The sequence below is a fragment of the Microcoleus sp. AT3-D2 genome (assembly GCF_036705715.1).
Taxonomy (GTDB): domain Bacteria; phylum Cyanobacteriota; class Cyanobacteriia; order Cyanobacteriales; family Microcoleaceae; genus Microcoleus.
Genome location: NZ_JAUBVE010000016.1, coordinates 1 through 22,965 on the forward strand (window position 1 = coordinate 1; position 22,965 = coordinate 22,965).

Annotated in this window: 39 protein-coding genes; 24 read left to right on the forward strand and 15 right to left on the reverse strand. The window is 42.4% G+C overall.

All coding sequences use genetic code 11. From position 1 onward, the window contains the following. The 6 genes from QUB44_RS09460 to QUB44_RS09485 all read right to left on the reverse strand — a co-directional run. On the reverse strand, positions 1-250 hold a 250-nt coding region (locus QUB44_RS09460), incomplete at its 3' end, for a hypothetical protein (protein ID WP_333366000.1). Then, on the reverse strand, positions 243-578 hold the full coding sequence (locus QUB44_RS09465) for a hypothetical protein (RefSeq protein ID WP_333366003.1): 336 nt from the start codon (positions 576-578) through the stop codon (positions 243-245). The genes QUB44_RS09465 and QUB44_RS09460, both read right to left, overlap by 8 nt. A 37-nt stretch (positions 579-615) precedes the next feature. Further along, positions 616-834, reverse strand: coding sequence for a hypothetical protein (locus tag QUB44_RS09470; RefSeq protein ID WP_333366006.1), 219 nt, complete (start codon positions 832-834; stop codon positions 616-618). 208 nt (positions 835-1,042) lie between these two features. Then, on the reverse strand, positions 1,043-1,504 hold the full coding sequence (locus QUB44_RS09475) for a hypothetical protein (protein WP_333366009.1): 462 nt from the start codon (positions 1,502-1,504) through the stop codon (positions 1,043-1,045). Between the two features lie 9 nt (positions 1,505-1,513). Continuing rightward, on the reverse strand, positions 1,514-1,726 hold the full coding sequence (locus QUB44_RS09480) for a hypothetical protein (protein ID WP_333366011.1): 213 nt from the start codon (positions 1,724-1,726) through the stop codon (positions 1,514-1,516). A gap of 17 nt (positions 1,727-1,743) precedes the next feature. Beyond that, positions 1,744-2,076 (reverse strand): hypothetical protein, encoded by a 333-nt coding sequence (locus tag QUB44_RS09485; protein ID WP_333366014.1) that lies wholly within the window; start codon positions 2,074-2,076, stop codon positions 1,744-1,746. A 16-nt stretch (positions 2,077-2,092) separates the two neighbouring features. Here QUB44_RS09485 and QUB44_RS09490 point away from each other — a divergent pair, with 16 nt between their 5' ends. Then, positions 2,093-2,254: a hypothetical protein gene (locus tag QUB44_RS09490; protein WP_333366017.1), complete on the forward strand. Its 162-nt coding sequence runs from the start codon at positions 2,093-2,095 to the stop codon at positions 2,252-2,254. Between the two features lie 148 nt (positions 2,255-2,402). On the opposite strand, the gene QUB44_RS09495 is transcribed toward QUB44_RS09490, so the two are convergent. The 3 genes from QUB44_RS09495 to QUB44_RS09505 all read right to left on the reverse strand — a co-directional run bounded on the left by QUB44_RS09495 (position 2,403) and on the right by QUB44_RS09505 (position 3,592). Continuing rightward, positions 2,403-2,969, reverse strand: coding sequence for a hypothetical protein (locus tag QUB44_RS09495; RefSeq protein WP_333366020.1), 567 nt, complete (start codon positions 2,967-2,969; stop codon positions 2,403-2,405). Beyond that, on the reverse strand, positions 2,917-3,285 hold the full coding sequence (locus QUB44_RS09500) for a hypothetical protein (protein ID WP_333173995.1): 369 nt from the start codon (positions 3,283-3,285) through the stop codon (positions 2,917-2,919). The genes QUB44_RS09495 and QUB44_RS09500 overlap by 53 nt, the downstream gene beginning before the upstream one ends. 70 nt (positions 3,286-3,355) lie before the next feature. Beyond that, the gene (locus QUB44_RS09505; protein ID WP_333292204.1) at positions 3,356-3,592 is read right to left on the reverse strand and encodes a hypothetical protein; all 237 of its coding nucleotides are present in this window, start codon (positions 3,590-3,592) and stop codon (positions 3,356-3,358) included. Positions 3,593-3,784: 192 nt separating this feature from the next. Between QUB44_RS09505 and QUB44_RS09510 the strand changes: the two genes are divergently transcribed. Then, on the forward strand, positions 3,785-3,979 hold the full coding sequence (locus QUB44_RS09510) for a hypothetical protein (RefSeq protein ID WP_333173991.1): 195 nt from the start codon (positions 3,785-3,787) through the stop codon (positions 3,977-3,979). 877 nt (positions 3,980-4,856) lie between these two features. Here the strand turns inward: QUB44_RS09510 and QUB44_RS09515 are convergent. The 4 genes from QUB44_RS09515 to QUB44_RS09530 are packed head-to-tail and all read right to left on the reverse strand — an operon-like array spanning position 4,857 to position 9,324. Continuing rightward, positions 4,857-5,084: an NblA/ycf18 family protein gene (locus QUB44_RS09515; protein WP_333173989.1), complete on the reverse strand. Its 228-nt coding sequence runs from the start codon at positions 5,082-5,084 to the stop codon at positions 4,857-4,859. A gap of 13 nt (positions 5,085-5,097) precedes the next feature. Continuing rightward, positions 5,098-8,676 carry a virulence-associated E family protein gene (locus tag QUB44_RS09520; protein ID WP_333366025.1) on the reverse strand — a complete coding sequence of 1,193 codons (3,579 nt, stop codon included), beginning with the start codon at positions 8,674-8,676 and terminating at the stop codon, positions 5,098-5,100. Further along, positions 8,673-9,041 carry a hypothetical protein gene (locus QUB44_RS09525; RefSeq protein WP_333366028.1) on the reverse strand — a complete coding sequence of 123 codons (369 nt, stop codon included), beginning with the start codon at positions 9,039-9,041 and terminating at the stop codon, positions 8,673-8,675. The genes QUB44_RS09520 and QUB44_RS09525 overlap by 4 nt, the downstream gene beginning before the upstream one ends. A gap of 16 nt (positions 9,042-9,057) precedes the next feature. Beyond that, on the reverse strand, positions 9,058-9,324 hold the full coding sequence (locus tag QUB44_RS09530; protein WP_333366031.1) for a hypothetical protein: 267 nt from the start codon (positions 9,322-9,324) through the stop codon (positions 9,058-9,060). 356 nt (positions 9,325-9,680) lie between these two features. Between QUB44_RS09530 and QUB44_RS09535 the strand changes: the two genes are divergently transcribed. The 20 genes from QUB44_RS09535 to QUB44_RS09630 all read left to right on the forward strand — a co-directional run bounded on the left by QUB44_RS09535 (position 9,681) and on the right by QUB44_RS09630 (position 20,878). Next, complete coding sequence (locus QUB44_RS09535; RefSeq protein ID WP_333366034.1) at positions 9,681-10,217, forward strand: helix-turn-helix transcriptional regulator; 537 nt, start codon at positions 9,681-9,683, stop codon at positions 10,215-10,217. Between the two features lie 105 nt (positions 10,218-10,322). Then, positions 10,323-11,600: a hypothetical protein gene (locus QUB44_RS09540; RefSeq protein ID WP_333366037.1), complete on the forward strand. Its 1,278-nt coding sequence runs from the start codon at positions 10,323-10,325 to the stop codon at positions 11,598-11,600. A 222-nt stretch (positions 11,601-11,822) separates the two neighbouring features. Further along, positions 11,823-13,394, forward strand: a complete 1,572-nt coding sequence (locus QUB44_RS09545) for an AAA family ATPase (RefSeq protein WP_333366040.1) — start codon at positions 11,823-11,825, stop codon at positions 13,392-13,394. 92 nt (positions 13,395-13,486) lie between these two features. After that, a complete protein-coding gene (locus tag QUB44_RS09550) occupies positions 13,487-13,768 on the forward strand; it encodes a hypothetical protein (RefSeq protein ID WP_333366043.1) in 282 nt (93 codons plus the stop codon). 48 nt (positions 13,769-13,816) lie between these two features. Beyond that, positions 13,817-14,125 carry a hypothetical protein gene (locus QUB44_RS09555; protein ID WP_333366046.1) on the forward strand — a complete coding sequence of 103 codons (309 nt, stop codon included), beginning with the start codon at positions 13,817-13,819 and terminating at the stop codon, positions 14,123-14,125. 73 nt (positions 14,126-14,198) lie between these two features. Further along, positions 14,199-14,597 (forward strand): DUF6876 family protein, encoded by a 399-nt coding sequence (locus QUB44_RS09560; RefSeq protein ID WP_333366049.1) that lies wholly within the window; start codon positions 14,199-14,201, stop codon positions 14,595-14,597. A gap of 87 nt (positions 14,598-14,684) precedes the next feature. Then, positions 14,685-15,068, forward strand: coding sequence for a hypothetical protein (locus QUB44_RS09565; RefSeq protein ID WP_333366052.1), 384 nt, complete (start codon positions 14,685-14,687; stop codon positions 15,066-15,068). Between the two features lie 132 nt (positions 15,069-15,200). Next, positions 15,201-15,542, forward strand: coding sequence for a DUF6283 family protein (locus tag QUB44_RS09570; protein WP_333366055.1), 342 nt, complete (start codon positions 15,201-15,203; stop codon positions 15,540-15,542). Between the two features lie 17 nt (positions 15,543-15,559). Further along, a complete protein-coding gene (locus tag QUB44_RS09575; protein WP_333366058.1) occupies positions 15,560-15,802 on the forward strand; it encodes a hypothetical protein in 243 nt (80 codons plus the stop codon). Positions 15,803-15,833: 31 nt separating this feature from the next. Then, positions 15,834-16,250, forward strand: coding sequence for a DUF1257 domain-containing protein (locus QUB44_RS09580; protein WP_333366061.1), 417 nt, complete (start codon positions 15,834-15,836; stop codon positions 16,248-16,250). Between the two features lie 58 nt (positions 16,251-16,308). Next, positions 16,309-16,533, forward strand: a complete 225-nt coding sequence (locus tag QUB44_RS09585; RefSeq protein ID WP_333366065.1) for a hypothetical protein — start codon at positions 16,309-16,311, stop codon at positions 16,531-16,533. Between the two features lie 99 nt (positions 16,534-16,632). After that, positions 16,633-16,860, forward strand: coding sequence for a hypothetical protein (locus QUB44_RS09590; RefSeq protein ID WP_333366068.1), 228 nt, complete (start codon positions 16,633-16,635; stop codon positions 16,858-16,860). Then, on the forward strand, positions 16,857-17,219 hold the full coding sequence (locus QUB44_RS09595; protein ID WP_333173955.1) for a hypothetical protein: 363 nt from the start codon (positions 16,857-16,859) through the stop codon (positions 17,217-17,219). Before QUB44_RS09590 ends, QUB44_RS09595 begins: the two co-directional genes overlap by 4 nt. A 1-nt stretch (position 17,220) precedes the next feature. Then, the gene (locus QUB44_RS09600) at positions 17,221-17,889 is read left to right on the forward strand and encodes an MT-A70 family methyltransferase (protein WP_333173953.1); all 669 of its coding nucleotides are present in this window, start codon (positions 17,221-17,223) and stop codon (positions 17,887-17,889) included. A 176-nt stretch (positions 17,890-18,065) separates the two neighbouring features. Then, a complete protein-coding gene (locus QUB44_RS09605) occupies positions 18,066-18,356 on the forward strand; it encodes a hypothetical protein (RefSeq protein WP_333339140.1) in 291 nt (96 codons plus the stop codon). A 35-nt stretch (positions 18,357-18,391) separates the two neighbouring features. Next, positions 18,392-18,604, forward strand: a complete 213-nt coding sequence (locus QUB44_RS09610) for a hypothetical protein (protein WP_333339144.1) — start codon at positions 18,392-18,394, stop codon at positions 18,602-18,604. A 48-nt stretch (positions 18,605-18,652) separates the two neighbouring features. After that, complete coding sequence (locus QUB44_RS09615; RefSeq protein ID WP_333366073.1) at positions 18,653-19,039, forward strand: hypothetical protein; 387 nt, start codon at positions 18,653-18,655, stop codon at positions 19,037-19,039. A 35-nt stretch (positions 19,040-19,074) separates the two neighbouring features. Further along, positions 19,075-19,422 carry a DUF3846 domain-containing protein gene (locus QUB44_RS09620; RefSeq protein ID WP_333366076.1) on the forward strand — a complete coding sequence of 116 codons (348 nt, stop codon included), beginning with the start codon at positions 19,075-19,077 and terminating at the stop codon, positions 19,420-19,422. A gap of 79 nt (positions 19,423-19,501) precedes the next feature. After that, on the forward strand, positions 19,502-20,119 hold the full coding sequence (locus QUB44_RS09625; protein WP_333366078.1) for a hypothetical protein: 618 nt from the start codon (positions 19,502-19,504) through the stop codon (positions 20,117-20,119). A 129-nt stretch (positions 20,120-20,248) separates the two neighbouring features. Further along, positions 20,249-20,878 (forward strand): hypothetical protein, encoded by a 630-nt coding sequence (locus tag QUB44_RS09630; RefSeq protein WP_333366080.1) that lies wholly within the window; start codon positions 20,249-20,251, stop codon positions 20,876-20,878. Here QUB44_RS09630 and QUB44_RS09635 read toward each other — a convergent pair whose 3' ends face one another. Next, a complete protein-coding gene (locus tag QUB44_RS09635) occupies positions 20,879-21,010 on the reverse strand; it encodes a hypothetical protein (RefSeq protein WP_333366083.1) in 132 nt (43 codons plus the stop codon). Between the two features lie 36 nt (positions 21,011-21,046). Beyond that, on the reverse strand, positions 21,047-21,778 hold the full coding sequence (locus QUB44_RS09640; protein WP_333366086.1) for a hypothetical protein: 732 nt from the start codon (positions 21,776-21,778) through the stop codon (positions 21,047-21,049). Between the two features lie 231 nt (positions 21,779-22,009). Here QUB44_RS09640 and QUB44_RS09645 point away from each other — a divergent pair, with 231 nt between their 5' ends. Both QUB44_RS09645 and QUB44_RS09650 read left to right on the forward strand, forming a co-directional pair. After that, positions 22,010-22,333: a hypothetical protein gene (locus QUB44_RS09645; RefSeq protein WP_333174283.1), complete on the forward strand. Its 324-nt coding sequence runs from the start codon at positions 22,010-22,012 to the stop codon at positions 22,331-22,333. A 35-nt stretch (positions 22,334-22,368) separates the two neighbouring features. Then, positions 22,369-22,704 carry a helix-turn-helix transcriptional regulator gene (locus QUB44_RS09650; RefSeq protein WP_333174282.1) on the forward strand — a complete coding sequence of 112 codons (336 nt, stop codon included), beginning with the start codon at positions 22,369-22,371 and terminating at the stop codon, positions 22,702-22,704. Positions 22,705-22,965: the final 261 nt, after the last annotated feature.

Below are 22,965 nucleotides of genomic sequence, written 5' to 3' on the forward strand. Positions count from 1 at the left end.
TAGCTGTTCCATTTCCAAGGATTTCAGTACCTCTACCATCGCAAACAAACCAATACCAGTACCAGTAATTTAACTTTACACAGGCAACGATTTTAATTTCTAAGTCCAGATAACAGTAAGTTTCGGATACAGCGGATTGATCCGGCTGCCAATTCCGTAACTCATCTTTTTCGTGTAAGATTTCTACGATCGAAGTACCAATCTTTTGAAGAATATTGATTGGAACAAAATTCAAAACTTGCTTAAGCATTTTGATCACCTGGAACGATTGAAAAAGGTACTTTGCCTTGAAGAAATTCGACTGTCCAAACTTGAGCTAGAGCAACAGCCTCATCTCTGGTATCTCCCACCCCAGTCTTTAGAATTACTTGCCCAAAACCGTCATAGATTATCCAATCCCAATATTCGATATCTTCTTTCAGAAATTCAGAATATGTAGAGAAAAACTTGATTTGAATTTGCAACCCTACATAGAAATAGCAACCTGGTAGTAAATGTCGAGCCTCCTGATTACAATTTTGAAAGATTTTATTACTGAGTTTTCGGGAAACTTGAGTAACTTTTTCCTGAGAAGCCAACAGATTTGGGAATAGTTGCAGGAATTTGTTGAGCATATTATCTAAAAACCAGAGTGAAAAAGAGCATCAAAATTAAAATAGTCAGAGCTAAGTAAGCAAAGTTGACCAGCCAACAGAGGAGAAATAGCGTGACTTGCATCAGTAAAACTCTGTAAGGAGGAGCTTCAAACCACTCTGTCCTACCATCTAAGCCAGGAGCGCGGTGAACATTCCAGCGCTTAAACATTTTGTGCATCGTTTTTTCTGTCAGTCTCATGTTCATCGTGAACACGATTAACCTGATTTGTAAATTCGATCGGTACTCTCGTGACAGAAAATAGTGCCGTGAGTTTGGTGTCTCACTCAACCCAACTTTGGAAAGAAAGCCGTCTTGGAAAATGTAATTAAACCCTGGGACATAATCACTTTTCCTTTGAGGTTTAGGTTGTTTAGGTTGCCGTTGGTGTTTCAGAATTAAGGTTGATTTAGCGTTTTTGCGTAACCGTCGTGGCAATCGTAGCATTCATTTCTTTCCTTAATTCTGCGATCGAATGTTCTAAAAGTGAAATGCGTTGACGATTCAGGGCTTTTTGTCGTGCATAAACAGTGCGTAGTGTTTGACTAGCCTGAAACCGCGTTTCAAAATCACTAGATGTTAATTCTCCTTCAAACTTGGCGATCGTAGTTTTATTCTTTTCAATTTTCGCTTCGATTTCATCAAGCGACATATCGATCGGTTTTTTGACTTTACGCATCAAAACTACTTGTCGTTCTGCCAGTTTTTCATTTCGTTTCGAGAGCTGTAAAAGTTCTTGAGTTAACTTCAAAGATTGCTTTGTATCTGTGACTTTTTCGAGTTGCGCTCTCAGATTATCTTTCAGCAGTTGATTAGCATGGCGCTCAGCCTGAAGCTCGTCATAGCTCATGCTTGTGATTCTTGTTACCATCCTTACCTCCTAATAATCTTTGCTGTGGTTTACCAATGTTGCGATCGTATTACTTTCGCTATCAGATGAGAGTCTGACCCAACCTTCATCAGCCATGTCTTGAACATCAATTTCTACGCGCCATTCTTCGATTAGAGTACAGAAAGCAATTTCGGCTGTACTACCTTTCCCAAACTGTTTCAAGAAATCGAGAATGGCTTGTATCTCCGGCGTTATTTCCACCCTTTGTCATCCTGCTATTATTTCCAACAATCATCAAGTGCCAACTGATCTTCAACAGTGGGGAAAGTGCATTCATAATCTTGTTGTTCAGTCTCGAAACGGTAACAAACTCCAGGATAAGGGCAATGCCTACCTCCGACGCAGTTAGGAGGTATTTCTCGTTCTTTTGGTTTGCAGAGTTGCAGGTTGTCGTCTACTGGTTCCAGAAGTCGAGTTCGATCGCCTAATGGAGACAAATCTAAGTCAATTACTCGGCACAGTTCCAAACATTTTTTATCAGCACTGTAGACGTAAACTTTTTGGTCTGGATGCCAATTGTAAACTTGGTCAGAAGTAATGGAAATTAGCATTTAGCAAACTCCTGTCATGAAAACTGAAGCTGAGCTAATTGGGTACGGGTTAACTGGAGCGGTAAAAATTGATAGCAACCATTTGAACATTGCTCTTTTCTCCTTTTCTGAACTTGAAGTAGTTGATGAAGCAGAATTAGTACAAATATCTGTACAAGAATCGGAACGAGTAGGGTAAGAAGAACGGAAGCTTGCGTAAATAACTAAGGCAGTGAAGAGTTTTTCTTTGTGAGCTTGCTTAAGTTTTTCCTGTAGAACTAGCCGTGAGGCGTAGCCATCGCATAGCGATTCGCTATAAGCTTCAGCTAGTTCTCTACAAGATTCGATTAGCCCCAAAGTCCAGTTATCTGTTTCGGTTGCTGTTTTTTTCCCGGTAAACTTCCACCACGGAGATCTAAAGGAGTCGCTCGAATAGAGTCAGTGATTGAACCAAAATTTGCTCGAACTTTAGTTGCTCTGTCTTGAAGTTTGCCCATTACATTTGCGCCCAGGGCAATGCAAAAAGTATCAACTATTTGTTCGGATGCTGCCTCAGCAACATCAGTCATTGCTAAGCTGGCTTCTTGAGTGACCGATCGGATAGCAAGTACCATTCCATTGGTTTCTTCTTGACCGTCGCGGTGTTCGCTATGGTCGATCACACTTTCATCAATTTGATCATTCTGATATTCACTGCTGCCAGTTCGGTTGCTGGCAATTTGTAGCAATGCTTCCGACGGGATAATCATTTCTTCGCGAACAAGTCGGTAATATTCAGTCACTTCGAGAGCATCAGCCTCTAAAACCTGAGAGTTCTGCCAATCTTTCTGACCCAGGGCTTTACGGACATTGGTGATGTCGCTAACTTTGCCCAGGCCAAGTTGAGCTTTGAGTTCGATTCTTGAAATACTCATCTGTGTTGATTCCTATGTTTTGTAAGTAATTGCGGGTTTTGTCGATATCTCGATCGCAGCTCAAAAAGATTTCCTCTAGCTGAACCAGACACCATTTTGAAAAATCCGAGAATTTGCGACTATAGAGCGATCGGTCAATTTCTGGGCATTCTTCCTCAAGCAGCGCCAATCTTCGTTTAAAAGTTGCTTCTGCCATTGGCTTATTCGTTTTGTTGGAAATCTTGCCCAGTTCTGCCCTTAACTCCGATCGCGTCCAGAAATTGCGCCTACCCGATTCTTCTGTAACTTGCGCTGTTATTGTCTTTCGGCGTTTCATCTCTTTGTATGAGCTAATTTAGGGATAGCTGGCGCTGTCTTTCAAGTAGCTCACAGGCATTTAAAAAAAATTATCGTAGCTTGCGGGGCGCGAACGCGCCATCGTCCCGTCCGCTTCCTTTTGGGACTGCTGGTTCCGGGCTTTTAGCTTTGGGGTAAGTTTTCGTTGCGTCCCAGTAGCCATATTCCCGTGCTTGTTCCAAAACTTTGCGAGCTGCTTCTTGAGCCGTTTTGCCGAAACCTCTGACAATGCAGTTGGGGTTGAACGAACGTTCAACCACAACTAGATGCTGTTGCTGTAGTAACATAATGCTGTCTCCTAGTGCCGTGTGCCGGCATTGGTGGAAAGTCTGGTGAACGTGTTGACGCACGTTTACCAGGCGTTTTTGCAAATGTAACACTAAATTAGTGTAACGTCAAGAAAAACTTATAAAGTTTCTAAGTTTTCCATTATCCTGATTTGAGTAGTCAAAGGATTTTATGGGATTTTATGAGATTTCATGGCAAAAAGTAGGGATAGTCGCGATCGGATAAGTGTTACATTCGACGTGGGGCAGTTGCGGGAGCGATTAAAAGCTCAGGCGATTGAGCCGAGCCAGTCACTGGCATCGATCGTCAGGATGGCTGTGCTCGAATGGCTTGAGCAACGGGAAGCTGTCCAATCTGAAGAATCTGAAAATTCTGAGAATTCTTAAAAAAAGGATTAAATTGATAGATCAGTTATTGAAAATGCTAAAAATCTATATACAGTAAGTATTACAAGTAAAGTGAAACTACTTTGAGGTGGCAACTTTGACCCCTCCCTTGCCAAGTACAAGCCCCAGAAACAAGAATCCATTTCTGTTTCTGACCTCTTTGACCACTTTGTCAAGTACAAACGCCGTAAAATCGAGCGTTCTAGTTTCGCTAAATATCTTGGGTTACAAAAACGTGTTTCTGTGCTTTTCAGAAACAAAACGTGTTTTTGTGTTTCTGAGAGAGTAGTATAGAAGTTTAGGGGGTCAGCCGAGACACCCAAAAACTTAAGCAGGGGAAGCCGCAGCCCTGAGATGGCGGCACTGTTCCAGGGAGTGCATAGCACGGGCGATGCGCTATGCGCCTCGCTTTTCTATCACCTGTGGGTTGGTGAAACTTTTAACTCTTCTGTAAGTGGGTATGGAGAAAAACGCAATCCGAAAGCTGCCAATAAAGCTTGCAAAAGAAACAGAGATCGAATTGTGCCGCTAATTCCTCGGTTGCAACAACTACTTCTCGATCGCATACCTAAAAATTGGCAAACTGAACCGAAAAATGACCCAATTTTTTACCGACTAAATTTTTTACAGTGTCGAAAGAGGTCGTCGAAAGAAGTACGATCGACGGCAAGAATTTCTGCAATCCCTACTCTTATTTAAGTCACCTCACCTTTGCAATACAGAGTTATAGAGAACTTTTCCACCAGGATAGGGTTCCCAGTGAATGCCTTCCAAAATTTTATTTTGTTGTCTGTACCTGATTACGCTCCTTGTACTATGACCGAATATGGTCGCCATAGGCGTGTCAAAACCTCTCTTAAAGCCCTTAACAACCTATTTAGAAATGGTGAACTTCGCCACCATGATGATTAATTAAATGTTTAATAACATTATCCTTAATCATGTTTCTCCGAACCATTTCAATGAGCAATATCTGCGCTTCTTCAGCCGAAAGTGATTGAGTCTCATCCGAATAAACTTTGAGTTTAAATTGCTGTTCAACCGTAAGTTCAGTTGAAAGCTTATTCGATTGATCTTCATCATTTCCTGTTCTTTCAGTGGTCATAATCTCTACTGTTTTAATCGTCTGCTTCCTGGGTTTTTTCCTTGTCTGTTAGAGAATCCGTGAATAGAGAATCGGTTGAAGAATTGTTATTTTTGAGGGTTATCAGTTGATTGATTCGATCACGAGTCTCCGCACTTTCCCCCTCCAGCCACTGAACTATCACAGCCACGTCGTACTTAGTCCCTGGTGTCTGCCAACCGTACATTTGTGTTAGCAGAGCTTGCATCCGTTCGGGATGGTATTCATTCCACCAAATCAGAGCTATATCTCGCAGTTTCTCTGCATCTTCTTCACTAATTAATTGGTTGGCTACGGGTTCAGGTGTGGTTGGTGTGGGCGCAGAATTTGGTGTTGATGTCGCTTCACTTATAGTTTCGGCTGGCGTGACCAGTATGGATTCCTCTGCGGGTTCCTCTACAGATTCCTCTACAGGTTCAGATGTTGGTGTGGTTGATTTGTCTATGGTTTCAGGGGTTTCGGGAGTTTCGGGGGTTTCGGGGGTTTCGGGTTCAGGGGCTGCGAGTAAGGCAGTGAAGGTGGCTTTTTCAGCTTCGGTCAGGCTTGCCCAGACCTTTTGGCGATCGGCAGCGCCACTTCCGCAAACTTCCTTCAGAATGCCCTGGATATTTCTGGCTAATTCCGGGTCGCCGGCTTCGAGCACTGTCCGAATATATTCGAGTAGGCCAGCTTCTTCTCTTTGTTGCTGAGTTTGCTGATCAACCTCATTTTTTGAAAGATCAACCTCATTTTCGGTAGGTCGATCGGAATCAAAGCCTTGCTCTGTAAGGTTTTGATCGACCCGATCAACCTGATCAACCTTTTCACCCAAACTTTGCAAATCTTCTGCTGCCGTCGCCTCATTTTTCAACTCAGCGCTCGGATCGGAAATCGAATTACCGCTCGAGTTGGAAGTTGGTTCAGAGGTTAGCTCGGAGGTTAGCTCGGAGGTTGGATAAACAGTCTGCTCAGAAATTAGTAAAGTTTGAGAAACAGGATGATCAGGTTGATCAGGTTGATCAAATGCTTCTGTAGCAGGGTGATCAACCTTACGATCGACCTCGTTTTTTTGGTCGATTTTCAAAACTTGAGGTTGATCAGCAGCCTCAACAGGGATTGAATCAACCTCATTTTCACCAACAGCGACGGGTTCGGGAACGGGTTCGGGAACGGGTTCAGGAACGGGTTCGGGAATGGGTTCAGTTTTGCACCAAACTCGAACTCGTTTATTGGATATCGATCGGAACTCTCGCTCCCAGCCAAATTTCTTGAGGATAGCGGTACAGCGCATTTGGTGCGATCGCTCTTGTCTGCTCAGGTCAACTTGGAGATGAGTGAGCAGATCGCTAAGCTGAACATATCCCCGGTGCTCGATAAAATTTTCGATGACATCTTCCCAGGGATCTGATGACTGAAACTCTTGAGCAACGTGCTCGGCAGTCTCTTCATCTTCATAATCGAGGCAAGGTTCTTCACCAGATTGGTAAGCCAGCATCGCAGCAGCCCAAATATCATCTCGTTCTCTCTTTAACCGTTTGGTATCGATCCGGTGTTGGACTGGGATTACCCAGAATCGCCGGTTGCCTGTTTCATCAGCGAGAAATTCTTGCTTGTTGGTGGTTGCGACAATGATGCTGGGTCGGTTGAAGTCTTCAATATCTCGGCAATATGGCGGTCGAATTTTGTCTGTCCCGGTGGATAAAAAAGCTTTGGTTGCGCTGACATCGCGCCGTCTGAAAATACTTTCTAGTTCTGCCCATTCAACAAACCAAGCTTGGTGCAATTTGAGTCTTTCATCTTTATCAGAGACAGTCCCCAGAGAATCGTCAAAGTATTTGTCTCCCGCAAGTATCTTAAAAAAAGTGGACTTTCTATAGCCCTGCTTCCCTTGCAAAATCAGAACTGTGTCTATTTTGCAGCCTGGCTCAAAAGTCCGCTTGACAGCGCCAATTAATGTTTTGCGGACGAACATTTCATAAATTGGATCGTTAACACCAAAGTATTTTGCAGCCAGACTATCTAAAATCGAAGTATCTGAAGCCACTGGCAGAGAATTTAGATACTCTTGAATAGGTGAATATTGATTTTCCACGGCTATTTCTGTGAGAATGTCTTGGACATCTTCTCTACTCGATCGAGCCAATACTCCGTGTCTGATTGCGAGTTGAAGACGGACTCGATCGAGAGATACTGGTTTCCCATCTATTTCGATTCGTTTGCTGAGTGTGTTTAGCCTGATCCGCTTCCCAAAATGTCTATTCAACTTTTTGTAATCCTGAATCATCTTGTCATCAGAATTGAAAATATTGAAACCCGATGACTTTTGATTTTCTAACTCAGCAACAGAAGCAGGAACAGAATCAGCAACAGAATCAGGAACAGAATTAGGAAGAGAAGTAGAATCAGATTCCGGTGAGAAACCTAAATCAAAGGGTTGCTGAGCTTTGAGAAAGCGCCAGTATACGCCTTTGATGCAGCTTTCTACTCCATCAGGAATATAGTGTTTGATAGAAGATATGGGGTTGGATTTAAGAGCCGAATCCCACACCTGCTGCCATTCATCCTCATCCCATCCACCACCGGGTGAACAACGGCGACAAGCATCCAGAAACAATGTATAAGCATCATCATCTGTAAGTTGTCCAAGTCGCTGGAACTCTGTCTGAACTCCAAGTAAATCTCTGGCGAGCATTGCCATTGATGTATTTCTTCGAGTTTCGACGCCATTCAAATAAACCTTAGCCTTGCCCAAAGCGGAATCCAAGGGTATGGCGATCGGCACCGGAACCTTAAGATCCTTAAATTTTATCTTTTTGGTTCCTGGCGCGGGGAGAGTTTCTGTCGGCTTTATAAGTGTTGCTGTTGACGTACTCGGACTTCCTGTACCGTTAGCGGTATTTTCAATACTTATCGGTCTAGAAGAATTGACTAATAAGTCGAGTAAGTTTTGCTGATTTCGCTCCTCCTTTCTTCTTTGCTCAAGTTCCCGGAATAATCTAATGAGACGTTCCCGCAAATCATTGTAATTGTATCGAATACCTGATTCACTGACAATTTCTGACTTGACTGGTTGGCGCTCGGGTTTGACGTGCCAACCCCCTGCTAGGCGAAACACCCTACTGGGATTTTTATTACTTTCATCAGCTTCCATGATCTCGATGAGAAGCACTTGCAGTTCGCGCCACTGTTCCGGTGTAATAGGCTCCTCAAACAGCCAATACGGCTGCATCGACTTATCACCGCTAAATATGGTGAACGTCGGCTCTACAAAGTTTACAGCACTCCATTTTTCAAATTGTTCAGCCAGCGGTATATCGTCCCATTCGCAGAAAATACCGCAACAACGGGTGATATCAGCATCGGTGTGACCAGTGCCACCAGCGCCGTTGACGACTACATAGACACCGCGATCATCTGTTTGGTATTGTTCAATTTGTTGCCAGTCTAAGCCAGAGAGTTTGCGCCCTTTATCTTTTTTCTTACGATCGTCTGTGGAATAAAAGAAAAATCTCAAAAATGCTTCCCCTGGCTGATATCCCAGGTAATTGAGATGTTTTTCTGCTAATTCACGATCAATCACGATTTTATTACTCACGTCTTTGCTACTCCTGATTTTATTCCTGATTTTTCAACTTTCGATTGATTCAAAGAGTTGATAAGAGTCTGCAATTTAAATTGCAAACGGTCTATTTCGGCAGTTAGATGGTTGCGTTCTACCTCCATATCAACAATTTGTTGTTGAAGACAAGTAATTTTCCTTCGATCGGCTGTGTCCTTCTTCTGTTGTGCAGTTTTTTGTGGCGTGTTTTTAGGTTCAGCGACTGATTCATTAAGGGATTCAGTAGTTGGTTGAGCAAGTCGATCGGCTATACATTCACAGCACAAACCGCCAGTCAACTTCGCAAAACGACGTTTACCATCTTTGTGGTAATTGGTGTGGCACCATCCGTTTATGGTCATCAGAACCTCTGCTCTATTACATTTCAGTATTTTGTTGAGAGAGATTCTGAGAAAAGTAAAGAACTAGAGCAGCTTCAACTAAAGAACCGACACTAATTCTTTTGTGCGCTGCAAAAACACGAACTTTGTGGTCAATTTCTTCAGAAATTAATAAAGTTCGCTTAGTTTTTTTTACTTTCTCTGGCAAATTGTTTGTATCCGCTAACACAGTTAGCACTGTTGAGCTTAGTGATTCTGTCATCATAAAAAAGCAATAGTGGGTAAAAGATTGGTAGCCGTCCACGCTTAAAATTTCCTGACTGCGTGTAATGGTTGCCCGTGCATTGCAAAATCTGCCAAGCTCAAAGAAGAATGATGGAGCTTTGCTGATGTACGGCTAAGTTGTTACGCTAAAGTAAGAAAGTAAGGCGGACGTAGTACCTGTTTCAATGTCGGACAGGCTAAGACCGCAAAGCATTTAAGGGTGTGGTGATTGAGAATCCAGAACAGCTCAAAGCAAACTAAGGTTCCGAACAGCTCAGAATGTGGTTAACTCAATGTCTGCTATGGCTTAAGCTATTACTAGCTTGAGTTTGCTTATCTACCTTTCCCTGTGCCCTGTGCCTTTTACCTGCGAAGGATGCTGGTAAGGGCCCTACCATGCGTATTTACCACAATACTACCTTATTTACCAAAATGGATACCCCATCTCATATCAAATTTCGTTTTTCGGACGGTGACTATCCAGACCTGGAAAGTAAATCTTCCTCTCTTTCCAGTGCCTGCCAGAACAATTGTCAGAACCATCAAAATCCTTTCCTCAATGATTTTGAAGCCTGTGAAAGCCATAGTCCGAAGGAATCTCAGCGATATGTAATGGATGAGCGCACCAGGAAAAAATTTGCTGAGCTGATCTATGAAATGCGTGCACAGCGACCATATCGAGCATTTGGTCGCTTGATTGGCGTAACTCATCCCACTATTAAAGCTTGGGAAAATCTTGAAGGAGTTCCCGATCTAGAAAATCTTAAACGTGTCGCCAACTTCAGAGGGGAAACTCTTGAAGAATTCAAGCTATTCCTTGCTGGGAAGCAGAAACCCAGCCAATTGGAAGAACTTGTACAGCAAGTTCGTACTATCTCAAAGGAGGAGCTTGCTGTTGTCCTCCAGGTTATTGCCGAGCGGATTGCCTCCTGAATCCTTCTATTTCTCTTATGACTTTTTAATAAATGTATTTACCACTATTGGTAAATGGCGTATACTGGTAAGTAGCTTACTAGCACTATTTACCAATGAGTAGCAATGGCAAAACTAGCAACAACGTTTACCAGCCTTGACTTATCGGGGTTTGACTTAGATAATCACAAGAAGCAAAACCCCGGATACACAGGAATTAGCCGAGAAATGGTGGATTTTGCCTGTGCTGCCCTTCAAAAAAATCGGGTAGGGGTCGCAGTCCGCAGTGTCAGCGCCGCCCTCAAAGAAATCTATGGAATCGGGGGTAGCACTGATATAGTGTGCAAACTCGTCCGTGAATGGCGGGAAGATAATCTGTCGATGCTCAAGCAAGGAAAATCTGAAAAAGATTTAGCAAGTGCATTGCTGGAAGCCGTAGACGACGGATTGCTTGATGAATCGGAAGTGCCTGAAGAAATCCTGGCAGTCATGAAGCAAATGGGATTTGCCATTTACCGTCTCGCTTACCAAAAAGCAGATACCGTTATTTCAGGCGATCGAATGAAATCTCTCGCTCAGGAGAACGAAATTCTTCGGCAACAACTCAAGGATTATCCTCAAAATCAGTACGAGTTGAATTTTTACAAAGGGGAGTACGAACGCCAACGCGACGAACTGAGGGAAGCGTACATGAATCTGAACAAGCAACAATTGGCAGATTCTGAAGAATTTCGTCATCGGTTGGATTCTCTACAAGCCGATCGCAGCGAATTACAAGCAAAACTTACAGTTTCCGAACAACGTTTGCTGGAAGTTGCTGAATTTGAAACAGCAGCCCGCGATCGAATCTCTGAAATCTCTAAACTCAACGGTCAAATCGAAGCACGGGAACGTGAAGTTTCTAGCCTTCATGCTCAAATTCAAACTCTCCAAGCACAAGTTGGTGAGAAACAAGTCCTAGAAGCTCAACTAGAACAAGTGAGAACTCAGCTAAGAGAAGCTTCAACAACAATCACTAACCTGCAAAGTCAACAGAAAGTTAGTGGCGCTTTACAAGTCGATCGAGTTTTAGATGATTCAGATGATGAGCTAGTCACTGATGCTCAGCTTATGGTGGAAAACGAAACACTCCATGCTGATTTGTCGGATGCTCTTAAAGAAATTGAAGATTTGAAAGCACGTCTCGCTGAAACTCAAGTCGCTCAATCTGAAGCTCCCTGTGAATCTCAAGCTGAATTACTTCCTGAAATACTCCCAGAACTACTCCCTGAAGCAGTTTCAGACTCAGACTCAGACTTTGGCTTTGACTCTGACCCTGTTAACTCTGAGTCTGTTGAACCTCCAGCTAAGCCCTTTGAACCTGTTCCCAGAAATAAAAAGCTAAAAGTTGCTGTGGCTAAATGAGTAGCCGGCTAAATGAGTAACAGAAACAGAAACAGAAACAAACAGAAACAAAAGCTCAGTAACAGTTGCTGTTACTGTTACTGAGCTTTGAAGGAAGAATGGGTATTGCTAGAGAGCTAATAAGTGTTGAGTGGGTAGCTCAAAACTTGTAGCAAAAGTGGTGACTCAAAAGCTCGATTGCTGGGTAGAGAGTAATTAGCAATTGATAATTGGATTAAAGACATGATAGATCAAAAAAAAGAAATTCAGCTAATGTTGATGGCCAGATTTCCTTTGCTGTGGGTAGTGAGCCCAGAAGAGGAAACAGCCGAAGAAATTTTGTGTGATATAGCAAAAGCTAAGGAAGGGCAAATCTATTTCTGGGATTTTGCTCGTGGCTGGACAGATAACGGGACAGCCAAAGGAAATCCAATGCAAGCCTTGGAGCGGATCAGCAAAGCCCCAGCAATGGAACAAGCTACGGTTTTTGTGATGAAGGACATCGCGACTCTGATTGCGCCGGGTGCGAATGGGCAGATAGCAAGTAACCAACTAGCCATCGTCCGGGAACTGAAAAATTTGGCAGTGGCGATCGCCCGTGACCGTCGCTGTCTGATCATCATCTCTGACCAACTGCGAATTCCCCAAGAACTGCGTGAAGAAATTACCGTCGTAGATGTCTCCTTACCAGACATCGAGGAGATATCGAAGTTGCTCACTCGATTAGTGCCTGCCCCTGATTTCAAACTCAACGCGGAACAACGGCAACAGCTCATAAAGGCTTGCCAGGGGCTGAGTCGGTGCCGAATAGCTCGCGTCCTTGCCAAGTGCTTAGTTCTGGGAAAAGTTGATATTCGGGCCCTCGCTGCGGTCATCGAGGAGAAGCGCCAAACCATCCGGGAGACGGGCATCCTCGAATTCATCCCGGTTCAATCTAGTTTGGAGTCGATCGGCGGACTCGAAAATCTCAAGCAATGGGTAACAGTTCGATCGCGCTCTTTTAGCGATGAAGCCCGTGAGTATGGACTCCCCAATCCCAAGGGGGTACTGCTGGCCGGCATTCAGGGAACGGGTAAATCCCTGCTGGCTAAAACCATTGCTGCTGAATGGAAATTGCCCCTGCTGCGCCTCGATGTCGGTCGGGTCTTTGGCAGTATGGTCGGCGAGAGCGAGAACCGCATCCGACAGGTCATTAAGTTGGCAGAGGCGATCGCACCGGTGATTTTATTCCTAGACGAAGTAGACAAAGCGTTCGCGAACATCACGTCTGGCATGGATGGAGATTCAGGGACAAGCCAGCGGGTATTCGGCGCGCTCCTGACATGGATGCAAGAAAAGACCGCGCCAGTGTTTGTGGTGATGACTGCGAACCGCGCCGAAGTCCTTCCCGCCGAACTGATTCGCAAAGGTCGCATTGATGAAATTTTCTGGGTTGATTTGCCGAACCTCACAGAGCGGGAGGCAATTTTTCGAGTTCACCTCACCCGTGTCCGTCCAGAGCGAGTGAAGTCGGGAGACTTTGATTGCGGAATGTTGGCAAGTCAGTCACCGTCTCTCTCCGGTGCAGAGATTGAGCAAGTCATTTTTGATGCGATGCAAACTGCGTTCAGTGCCGGACGCGAATTCACAGAACGAGATTTGACCATAGCAATTACTGGCTGCGTCCCGTTAGCGCGGATTGCTCAAGGTCAAATTGACGAACTAAAAACTTGGGCGATTCGATCGGGCGCTAAATCTGCTAGCATCGCCGAGCGAAATGAAAGCCCTGTAACTCCCTACTCTCATCTCTCACCTCTTGAGGTTGACGAAAATTAATCCTTATCAAAAAGCGAAGGTAGCCCAAAGGTTAAATGCTTCGCTTTTTGGTTTTGGTTTATGAAATAAGTCATTTACTTTCAAAGAATCAGATGGAAGCAATTGAACTAGGCAAAGTATTTGCTAACCCTAATGTTAGAAGAGACGGATATCTTCTCAGAAAATTGATTCTGAGAAATAAACGTGCTATTGGATGGTGGAGTTATGGCAGATGTGGAAGCACTAACGGTCTTTTGTGGTTGCAAAATTACGCAGGCTATTACTCACCTGATTTCTGTCTAGAATTCCAATCTGAAGAAATAGCATTAGAACGGACTCGGAAAATTCTTGAAGAGTGGGACAAGAATGATAAACGTCCTACTTGGACAGTTTAATGCGAGAGTTTAAAGTTGAGGAATTGATCACATAAATTGAGGCAGAATATGGAACCCCATTTTGTTCATCCTTTGTCAAGCGTGGAAACGATCGATACCGATGAAGGTCAAAAAGAAGTAATGAATAGTTGGGCATTTGCCTCAATGATTTGGACAAGCGCCGTCACTGGCAACACAAATGCTTTAGCAATAGCCACCGAACTATTTACCAACAAAGATAAAGATGAGATTCAAACTTTTCTCGAAGCTTCTAAAGCAGGAAACGAAGCAGCTATAGCAGGTGCGATCGGAATTATTGCTTTTGCCATTGATGACAAATTAGCTGAAGCATTTGAAAATAAAGGTTCAGAAAATTGAAATAGTCGTGTAATGCTTCGCTGTAAGGAAGTGATGTTTTGAGTTTGTGAGTCAGATCATGTCAAAAGTAAAGATGGATGCTGAAACACTGTCGAAGAATTTGCAACACTTTAATGGAAGTGAGCAATATTACAAGCATTTCCTTGGACTTCTGTACACCGATGGAGTCAAATACTTGGCTGAAAATGCTGAAGCTTACTGGTTGATTGATGCGATTGTCTCCTATCAACACAGACTGAGGAAAGTTCGTAGTTTAAGTGAGTTTCAACTTTGGTTCCTTCATGTTGGCGATAAACATGAATTTATCAAGCCTAAATCGCCTAATGATGCTGTTTTGACTTGTTGGGAAGATACGCCCAAACTCGGAGTTACACCTGCCGTTATTCAGCAGATACCTTATACCGATTTTTCCCTGCCGGAAATCAAGCTTTTCTTACGAGATAGAGTTCTTTACTTGCCAAGCGAAAATTAAGCCTTGAAATGCTGTCCAGTCCTCCTACTCTGGAGACTGGACACAATTTCGCACTACATTATTCAACTAATATCAGGAGCAAATCAAATGACCGCTAGCGAACAAAGTTCCGATCGTACATTCCAAGAAAAGCATAAAAAACTGGCAGAATTGCAGGCAGAGGTCAACAAAATTTTTGCTGAAGCAATTACTAATCAGGTCAAAACTGCCGACTTTGCAACTGAAATTTGGGTTCAGGCAATGTTAGAGAAAAGACCTTATGTGGCAATTGCTTGTCGCATGATTCACCACAGCACAACTTTTCTGGGAGATGAATTACTGCAATTTCTGCGATATCTAGCTAAGGGAACTCTGGAAAAAGATACTGCGATCGTCTACTGGGCAGTCGATTTAATTAATCAAGGTTTAATTATCAACAACACTCTCAAAGAGGATGACCAAAATGGCAAATTTGAAATGCCAAATGTGTAAGGGTCAGCTAATATTTCTGGGTCAACTCGGATACTTGAGACATTACACTTGCCGACATTGCGGAATGATGTTTTACCACAGTCCCAAAATAGTCAGAGACGAATTCGACCGCATTATTTCTGTCAAATACTAATGAATAAACTCACCCTGACTCAAACCAAACAATGCAAAAATTGTCCGTGGAAAAAATCAGTAACAGTCGCTGATATCCCCAACTACTGCGTTAAAACTCATGAAGCATTACGCGAGACGATCGCTGATGAAACAGGCAATGTTTCTCAGATTAAATGCAAAAACATTACGGTGATGACTTGTCATAAGTCGATTCGATCGCCCTGTGTTGGTTGGCTGCATAACCAGCTTGGTAGAGGTAGTAACGTACCTTTGCGAATACAGATGATGTCTTATTCCAACGCCAAGGAAATTGAGGTTGATGGTGAACAAAAAGATACCTTTGATGAAACTCTTATTTAGGCTCAGGTTTCAACTCTATGACTCACAAGAAATGGACAAGTGAAGAAATTGAACAAGCATTAATCGAAGCTGGGTATTCTTGGCAACCGATACGTTTTTCGCCTAATCTACCTGTCAAGATTCTCATAGAAACCAACAAGCTTAATCGACAATTCTATTGTTGGGTACAAATGGATAGTGAGGGAAATGTTACTTGGTTTGGGAATAAGTTTCAAGCTGCTAAACGTGCCAACTTATTCTCGTTCAAACTTCGGTTTTAATCCACTTTCAGAACTTTAGGAGATTTACAAAATGTCGCATCTTAGTCACATCAAAACTCAAATCAAGAATCCGATCGTTCTACAGGAAATTCTTGAGGAGATGATTCGATCGGGTCTTAATGGAATTCTTGCTGGAGCTTACCTCGAAACAAACACCCAAATCTCTGACCCATTCGGCAACAGTAAGCTAGCAGAGTTTGTTATTCGACGCAAACAAAGCTATCAGGGTGGTTACGACTTTGGCTTTAAGTTGATAGAAGGGACAGATGAATATGAGTTTTTAACTCGTGATGGTTCCATCCATGCTGCAAAGAAATTTATGCAACAACTTTTACCCTGGTACGCACGGGAAACTACTCTAGCAGCATTGAGGAGTCAAGGGTTCAATATTGAGTCTCAAACTGAAGAAAATGGTGAAATTGTCATAGTTGCTGGTAAATGGTGTTAGGTCTTAACCCATAGTGCTTCGCATAGGGAATTCAAAAACTTTAACAGGAAGAGAAATCATGATTTGGACTTTTATAACCAACCAAGAAGGCAGCGATGTAAACCTTGAAATAAACGATTTCATTGAGATTATAAAATGTCTCGATCGTGCAGCCGATGCCTTGTTGATTACCACACGAACAACTGATAGTAAATACGAGACAGAACCTGGTAGGTTAGCACTGAAATTAGTTCAACAGTTAGGTTATGACTCAATTGATTTGTCAGATAGTAGCAATGATTAAGTATCAAAATCACGTCTTTAGCTTAAGTTAATGCTTCGCTTTTAAGGAGAGAGGAAAACAGTTAATCTTAATTGTTTTCTTCTCAAAACTATTAACAATATGAAACACATTGTCATCTTAGAAGTCATTGATGAAAAAAATCTGACAGCCGAAGTCTTGCAGGAACCGCCAATGATTTTAACTTGGTGGGGAATGTATTTCTTGTTCAATCGAAAAACAGTTGAAGATTCGATTACTGAAGGTCAAATCATGACTTACGTTTATGTCGAAATATACGGCTGTACACTACGAAGTATCAAGACTTCAGAAGTCCAAAAAAAGGAGTGAAAATCATGGGGCATCACACGGAAGAAGTAATAGACGAAGCTGCAAGAATCCAAATAGAGGTTGATAAAATCTTTGAGACGGCTCGATCGAATAACTGGAGTTTGGAACAATTTGCGATTAAAGTTCTCGCGGGAGCCACAGATTATGAACTTGGATATTTCTCAATTGCTGCTCAACTCGTTCAAAATGTGACCAAATTAGATGGACAAAGCTCAATCAATATCCTGAACTATTTGCTTTATAAAGTTCGTCAGTTAGACCCTTTGAAGATTAAGCAAGCACAAAACATACTCTTCCAGGGCTTAGTCATCAATAAACAGGAAACCGAACAACGATTAGCAGAAAAAAGGAGAAATTAGCATGAAGACTACTTACAAAGCTGATGATGCGGTAGGACAACTGAAACTATCGATCGCACTCCATCTGCTACCGAATCTGCCCCCGATTCCCTGCAAGGATTATCGGCTTATCGTAATAGATCCTCCTTGGGTCTATTCACTTCGGGAAACAGACAAAACTCACCGGGGCCGTTGCAGTTATCCATCTATGACCGAGGAGGAAATTCTCAATATGCCAATTAGTGCGATCGCCAGCGATAACTCTTATCTGCTGCTGTGGGTGACAAATAACCATCAAGCGCTAGGGTTCCGGTGCTTAGAAAACTGGGGATTTACTCATCGATCGACCTTCACATGGGAGAAGGTCACGAAGGATGGCCGACCTCACATCGGAATGGGTCACTACGGGAGGAATTGTACTGAGCACTTCCTGGTAGCTACAAAAGGCGAACCAGGGAGTTTTAGTACCCACGGTCTAACCAACATCCCGAATATCATTAGAGCGCGAAGACGCAAACATTCTCAGAAGCCGGAAGAGTTTTGGACGATCGCAAATCAACTGGCAGAAAAACTAGAGAATTGTGAGGAATTGGGGCAATTGTCGCAACCGTCGAGGATTGAGTTATTTGCAAGGCAACAGCGATCGAACTGGGATTCCTGGGGTGCTGAAGCTAATTTGCCTAAAACCTAATTCTTTTGAGGTTTCTGTTCTTAAGGTCTATTGGAATGATGTGAACAAAGACTGTCTTTCACTTGACTAATAGCAATTGAATACTTTCCCTAGTTTTTCAATGGAATTACTAGGGTTAAGTCTCTCCGTTAGTGCTTCGCTTTGAGATGTTGATTTGTTCTCTCATATTTACCATCATGACAACCGTTCATAACGACTGCACAACGACAGAATCAGAATCTAATGAATTGCCAGAGATTGCTGAAAACGGCTTTATTATTGTGAGTGACTTTTTCGCACATCAGCGTGAATTAATCGAAACCGCACTGAAAAATAGCGAGTTTCAATACCTGATAGAGTTTCATCCTTATGATCCGAAACAGCTTTGGAGAAAAGGTGCTTTTAGAGTGTATGTTTTAGAGGAACATCTTGAAGCAGCTAGAACTTTCTGTATATCGATCGAATTTGCCAACAAATCCAACAAATAATAGCGTAATAATTGGGTCGTTCCCAGTTCTAACAAATGTCTTCATCATCTGACATCAATATTTCAGGATTTCACAAAGTAGGAGATTTTCCATCGAATCAGCATCACACGGTTGTTACTGCCATCAACAAAATCCCTCATCAACTAGAGTTTTACGTTTATCAAGGCAAATTTAGCCTCTATGTTCCCCCTGAACATCTTGAGGCAGCCAAAGTTTTGTGTGAACCAATCCCTAAAACTTCGGGTTAACTTTATAAATTAATAGCGCAATAACTGGGTCGCTCCCAGTTTTCTCTCATGCCTTACTACATTTTGGTTACGAACGAACAAGAGATAGATGTCTACACCACTCGCGAAATGTTGACAACAGAAGAAATTCAAGATTTGGTTGGCATTGAAGGAGAGCCAGCCACTTTTGAGGTGCTAGATTCTTCTAATTTCTCTGACCCCAAGATTGTCATAATTTGTGATAATGACGTGGAACCGAAAGCGCTGAAACCGACTTGTGTAACTAAAAAGGGAGGCGTGATTTTCGGTCAGGTAGTTATTCTCGGAACTAACAACTCACTCTTAGATTTGTGTTTGCTAAATCTTGAGCAAGTAAAAATGGTGAAAGAAGAACTCAGATTGCACCAAAAACCACCCAAGCCACAACACGATTTTAGTGCTTCGCTGCGGGATTGAGATTTTCTGTAATTCGATCATTAGGAGTCATTCAAGTGCAATTTTACGTTTTAGTTAACTCAACAGGAGTTGAAGAAGTACAAGCAACTGAACTTCCCAAACTGCCAGAACTTCAAAAACTTGTAGGAATCCCAGGGGAAGAAGCTTACTTGGAACCTGTCTATCAGTGTTATTCTGACCCGTCAATCGTCATTCTGTGTGATGAGGAGTTCTTGCGGAAGGCTCATCAGCCAACTATGCTTACTCCGAGGCGCATCATCCTTCAGGGACAAGTTCTTGTTGTGGCGATCGATCCACAAATTGAAGATTTCTGTCTGTTGACTCAGCAGCAGGTAGAGCTTGTGAAACGAGAAACCAAACTCTATCAAGCAAATTTACGTTAGCCCTAACAAATCATGCCCCTCATCCTGGGGCGTGATTGCAACTTATCAAAGCACCTATCAAAGAACAACAACCAAGAAAATGGATAACAACCTGTACCGAAGAATTGTTCAGTATGCCAGGGTAATTGCTGGGGGGGATGAATTACCGTGGTCAGGTTTGTACACTGCTCGAAGTGTCTATAATCTGCTTAAAACTTCAGAGCCACTTTACCCAGAAGACATAGGGACTCAATTGGGAGATTTGTCAGGAGAATACGTTAATCAAATTATTTTGGCTTTGCAGAATGGTGGAATTGAAATTAAGTCAGTTCCTACAGAAACCATCAATGGTAGACCCAGAGTAAAATATACGATCGACACACCTATGCTCTATTACGTTTTAGTTTCAGACCAAGGTTTGGAAGTTCGATTCTCCAAAAACCAAGTTTTACCTGATATCCAAAGACTTCTGGGTTTGGATATACAAGTGGAAGAGAAAGCCTTCTTAGAAATCACAGAACATCAGTTCATTGACAAGAGTTTGGCAATTTTAAGTAATGCTGGTGCGGAGGATGAAGTAAATTTTGTCACTAATAACGGACAAGAGTTGCGAGGTTTACTTGTAATTCTAGGGATTGACGCTAATGAAAAGTTTTTCTTGATAAGTGCAACCCAAGTTAAATCCGTAATCCCTCAACTTCTTAGAAACTATAGCTGAAGTATCGTAGCTTGCGGGCGTGTATTAGCGCATCGGTAGTCAGTAGCTAGCATCAATTTTAGCGCATTTACGTGGAAGTTGCGCCCCACAGCAAGTAAAGTAATAATTTCTTAATCAGAGGTAACACCTATGTCCACACAAGAACCCACCGAATATGATGCGATACTCAGAAAGCTTTTAAATTCGCCCAATATAGAAGTACAGATTGCTGGAATATCTGAAGCTCTCAAATATGGCGATACTGGTTTCGATTTGATAGTTGAGCTGCTTCAGAATGAATCGATCGACCCAACGGTGATATCTGTTGCTAGCATTTGCATCAGCAAGGCTTTGAGGGAAACTGTCATCACCAAAGACTTTGACTGGTATCTTTTAGGTTATCCTCACTCAAATGACCCCAATGATACATTGTGGATTGCTTGCAACAAGCTCCTCGATCGAATTAAAAACACCTACAATGAGGAATGGTTCTTCGGAGGCGATTCCCAAAGTATTTGGTTTTCGCCGGGGAATTGGAATGAAATAGATAAGAACGATACCAAATATCTCCCGTTAAATCCTTTGTTTGAAATTTTGTCTGCCGAGAAACGTAGACGGCAAATCATCCTAGAATTTGGACAGGATTACAACTACGCTTCTGATAGTTATGGTGAAGAAGTAAATCGTAGAAATATTCCGCAACCCTTGAAAGACAGAATTCTAAATCAAGGGCTTCACCGGAGTCTACTTCCCATTTTTGAAGAGTTTTTACGTGTTTAATTAGCCACAGTAGCTTGCGAGCCGCTTTGCTTTCATCGCCATCGCCATTCCTAATTCGTTACTGGCACTGTCACTGCCATCCGCATCGGCATTGGCAGTGTCCAGGGACGCGACTAAAGTTTGATTTACCACCGTTTTACCAATCAGGAAGAAGAAAATGCCTAAAACTCATGTAAAGGTAACTCCTGGCGATCGCTCCTGATTCATCAAATCCTGTACTTCGTGAGTTAGTCTTTGGGCTTCCTCAGCGCTCAGGGAATCTTTATCATGAAGATTCAGGTAATCAGCGAAGAATCCTGCAATTACATAAGTTTGCCAGATAAACAGTTCGTTTTTGGTTCCGGCAATAGGACGGTCAAAGCTTTCACCTACATGAAAAATCGAATTATCTTCAGGATTTCCATAGAATTTAGGTGATTCTTCTCTGATCGGACTACTAAAAACTCTGTAACGTTTCCTAACTACCGATGTTAAATGGGTAATTGTCACTCCCGGCGGTGGATTATTTTTATCTCGGTAGTTGCCCTCGTTCATCCAGGCATTGAAAGCATCTATATTGCCAGATACTTGATATCGATCGCCTTCCTCACTCTGGTTTCCATAAGTAGACAAAAGCATTTCCTTGAATAACTTAAAAATCTCTTCATCTGATTGATTCATAGAAAAAGAGCACTTCTTCAAGATTTTGTTATAGTCCGTCATAACTTGGAAAGCATCTGTCACTTTTGTATGAACCGATAACGGTTTACTGCTTACTAAACCGGGATTTTTTCTTCTGATCCCTAAGTAAACTGTGTGTCGATCGCTTATCATCGCCGGAGCCATGTAGCAACCAGTTATTAGCTTTTGATTTGGATCGAATCCTAATCCCGCCTCTCTTCTACGTTTAGCTTCGCCCATACTCTTTACTCAATAATGAATTTTTTCCAGTTTAACGTTTTATTTGTTTAATGAGCAATTATTTAGTTGTGTAAAGCCTTCTTTACTATGTTTCTAGTAATCTTTTTAGTAATGTTTTTAGTAATGTTTCTCGCAATGTTTTTAGTAATGTTTCTCGCAATGTTTTTAGTAATGTTTCTCGCAATGTTTCTAATGCTTCGCTTGTGAGGGTTTGAGATGGAGGACTAAATAATGGCAGAATTTGAGACAGAACATGGTACTTGGGAAAGCAAAGATGGCAAACTGGTAAAATACACAAAAGAAAGTTGCCTACTTAATAGCTATGACGATTGGAGCGAGTATCACCTCCAAATTACCAGATGGCCAAAAACTACATCAATTGAGATTGTAGTGATTAGTGGCGATGAAGGATATGACTCTGAAAGCCGATGGTCAAACTCAACAGTTTATCGGTATATCAAACTGCCTCATGCAGAATTTGATGCACAAAGAGAGGAACTAATTCAGAAGATTGTCCAGCTAGCAAATCAACAATTTGGTTATATAACCTTTTAATAGCGCATATTTGGGTCGCTCCCAGAATTCTTACCATGTACGACCAAAGCAAGATAACGCTAGGCAAAACCATAAAAAATGCTCGGCAAGAGTACGGTTTTAGCCAGAAAGATTTGTGTAAATTGCTGATTGTGCCATCAGACAGTTTTGAGACGATCGATCGTTGTCTGCTAGCAAAAATCGAAAACAACCGAGTTGATGTGCGATCGCCTGAGTATGACTGGCTGATATCCAAATTAGCTGAAATATTTTCTTGTGATATTGTTTGGCTTGAACAAATCCGTCAGCAAACCGAAGTCGAACCTTTCGATTTCAGCAAAGCGCTAGCCGTATTTCCCGTTTACTTCAACGAGAAAACCTATGAGCTATAAAACAGTGTATCTGTATAGGGTGGTGGCAGAACAAACCGTCAATCGTAAGCTCAGACGGGCGTGAAGTTGTTCATCACTTGGACGAGAACAAATCTAACAACTCGCCAGAACCCCTGGTAATTTGTAAAGAGTGCTTCTGTTCACAGACGCCCTGAATGTCCGCTCTCTGTGACAAAAACTTGAAGTCGAGCGAACTCTGATTCAAGTTGAGGATTTGTGGTTATAAAAGTTAGAAATACTTACACATCACCCTTTGGCTAC

Excerpts from the sequence above, each read along its gene's own strand:
- QUB44_RS09470 (WP_333366006.1), bottom strand. The coding sequence starts at position 834 with ATGAGACTGACAGAAAAAACGATGCACAAAATGTTTAAGCGCTGGAAT.
- QUB44_RS09475 (WP_333366009.1), bottom strand. The coding sequence starts at position 1,504 with ATGGTAACAAGAATCACAAGCATGAGCTATGACGAGCTTCAGGCTGAG.
- QUB44_RS09485 (WP_333366014.1), bottom strand. The coding sequence starts at position 2,076 with ATGCTAATTTCCATTACTTCTGACCAAGTTTACAATTGGCATCCAGAC.
- QUB44_RS09490 (WP_333366017.1), top strand. The coding sequence starts at position 2,093 with ATGAAAACTGAAGCTGAGCTAATTGGGTACGGGTTAACTGGAGCGGTA.
- QUB44_RS09495 (WP_333366020.1), bottom strand. The coding sequence starts at position 2,969 with ATGAGTATTTCAAGAATCGAACTCAAAGCTCAACTTGGCCTGGGCAAA.
- QUB44_RS09500 (WP_333173995.1), bottom strand. The coding sequence starts at position 3,285 with ATGAAACGCCGAAAGACAATAACAGCGCAAGTTACAGAAGAATCGGGT.
- QUB44_RS09505 (WP_333292204.1), bottom strand. The coding sequence starts at position 3,592 with ATGTTACTACAGCAACAGCATCTAGTTGTGGTTGAACGTTCGTTCAAC.
- QUB44_RS09510 (WP_333173991.1), top strand. The coding sequence starts at position 3,785 with ATGGCAAAAAGTAGGGATAGTCGCGATCGGATAAGTGTTACATTCGAC.
- QUB44_RS09515 (WP_333173989.1), bottom strand. The coding sequence starts at position 5,084 with ATGACCACTGAAAGAACAGGAAATGATGAAGATCAATCGAATAAGCTT.
- QUB44_RS09525 (WP_333366028.1), bottom strand. The coding sequence starts at position 9,041 with ATGACCATAAACGGATGGTGCCACACCAATTACCACAAAGATGGTAAA.
- QUB44_RS09535 (WP_333366034.1), top strand. The coding sequence starts at position 9,681 with ATGCGTATTTACCACAATACTACCTTATTTACCAAAATGGATACCCCA.
- QUB44_RS09540 (WP_333366037.1), top strand. The coding sequence starts at position 10,323 with ATGGCAAAACTAGCAACAACGTTTACCAGCCTTGACTTATCGGGGTTT.
- QUB44_RS09545 (WP_333366040.1), top strand. The coding sequence starts at position 11,823 with ATGATAGATCAAAAAAAAGAAATTCAGCTAATGTTGATGGCCAGATTT.
- QUB44_RS09550 (WP_333366043.1), top strand. The coding sequence starts at position 13,487 with ATGGAAGCAATTGAACTAGGCAAAGTATTTGCTAACCCTAATGTTAGA.
- QUB44_RS09555 (WP_333366046.1), top strand. The coding sequence starts at position 13,817 with ATGGAACCCCATTTTGTTCATCCTTTGTCAAGCGTGGAAACGATCGAT.
- QUB44_RS09560 (WP_333366049.1), top strand. The coding sequence starts at position 14,199 with ATGGATGCTGAAACACTGTCGAAGAATTTGCAACACTTTAATGGAAGT.
- QUB44_RS09565 (WP_333366052.1), top strand. The coding sequence starts at position 14,685 with ATGACCGCTAGCGAACAAAGTTCCGATCGTACATTCCAAGAAAAGCAT.
- QUB44_RS09570 (WP_333366055.1), top strand. The coding sequence starts at position 15,201 with ATGAATAAACTCACCCTGACTCAAACCAAACAATGCAAAAATTGTCCG.
- QUB44_RS09575 (WP_333366058.1), top strand. The coding sequence starts at position 15,560 with ATGACTCACAAGAAATGGACAAGTGAAGAAATTGAACAAGCATTAATC.
- QUB44_RS09580 (WP_333366061.1), top strand. The coding sequence starts at position 15,834 with ATGTCGCATCTTAGTCACATCAAAACTCAAATCAAGAATCCGATCGTT.
- QUB44_RS09585 (WP_333366065.1), top strand. The coding sequence starts at position 16,309 with ATGATTTGGACTTTTATAACCAACCAAGAAGGCAGCGATGTAAACCTT.
- QUB44_RS09590 (WP_333366068.1), top strand. The coding sequence starts at position 16,633 with ATGAAACACATTGTCATCTTAGAAGTCATTGATGAAAAAAATCTGACA.
- QUB44_RS09600 (WP_333173953.1), top strand. The coding sequence starts at position 17,221 with ATGAAGACTACTTACAAAGCTGATGATGCGGTAGGACAACTGAAACTA.
- QUB44_RS09605 (WP_333339140.1), top strand. The coding sequence starts at position 18,066 with ATGACAACCGTTCATAACGACTGCACAACGACAGAATCAGAATCTAAT.
- QUB44_RS09610 (WP_333339144.1), top strand. The coding sequence starts at position 18,392 with ATGTCTTCATCATCTGACATCAATATTTCAGGATTTCACAAAGTAGGA.
- QUB44_RS09615 (WP_333366073.1), top strand. The coding sequence starts at position 18,653 with ATGCCTTACTACATTTTGGTTACGAACGAACAAGAGATAGATGTCTAC.
- QUB44_RS09625 (WP_333366078.1), top strand. The coding sequence starts at position 19,502 with ATGGATAACAACCTGTACCGAAGAATTGTTCAGTATGCCAGGGTAATT.
- QUB44_RS09630 (WP_333366080.1), top strand. The coding sequence starts at position 20,249 with ATGTCCACACAAGAACCCACCGAATATGATGCGATACTCAGAAAGCTT.
- QUB44_RS09640 (WP_333366086.1), bottom strand. The coding sequence starts at position 21,778 with ATGGGCGAAGCTAAACGTAGAAGAGAGGCGGGATTAGGATTCGATCCA.
- QUB44_RS09645 (WP_333174283.1), top strand. The coding sequence starts at position 22,010 with ATGGCAGAATTTGAGACAGAACATGGTACTTGGGAAAGCAAAGATGGC.
- QUB44_RS09650 (WP_333174282.1), top strand. The coding sequence starts at position 22,369 with ATGTACGACCAAAGCAAGATAACGCTAGGCAAAACCATAAAAAATGCT.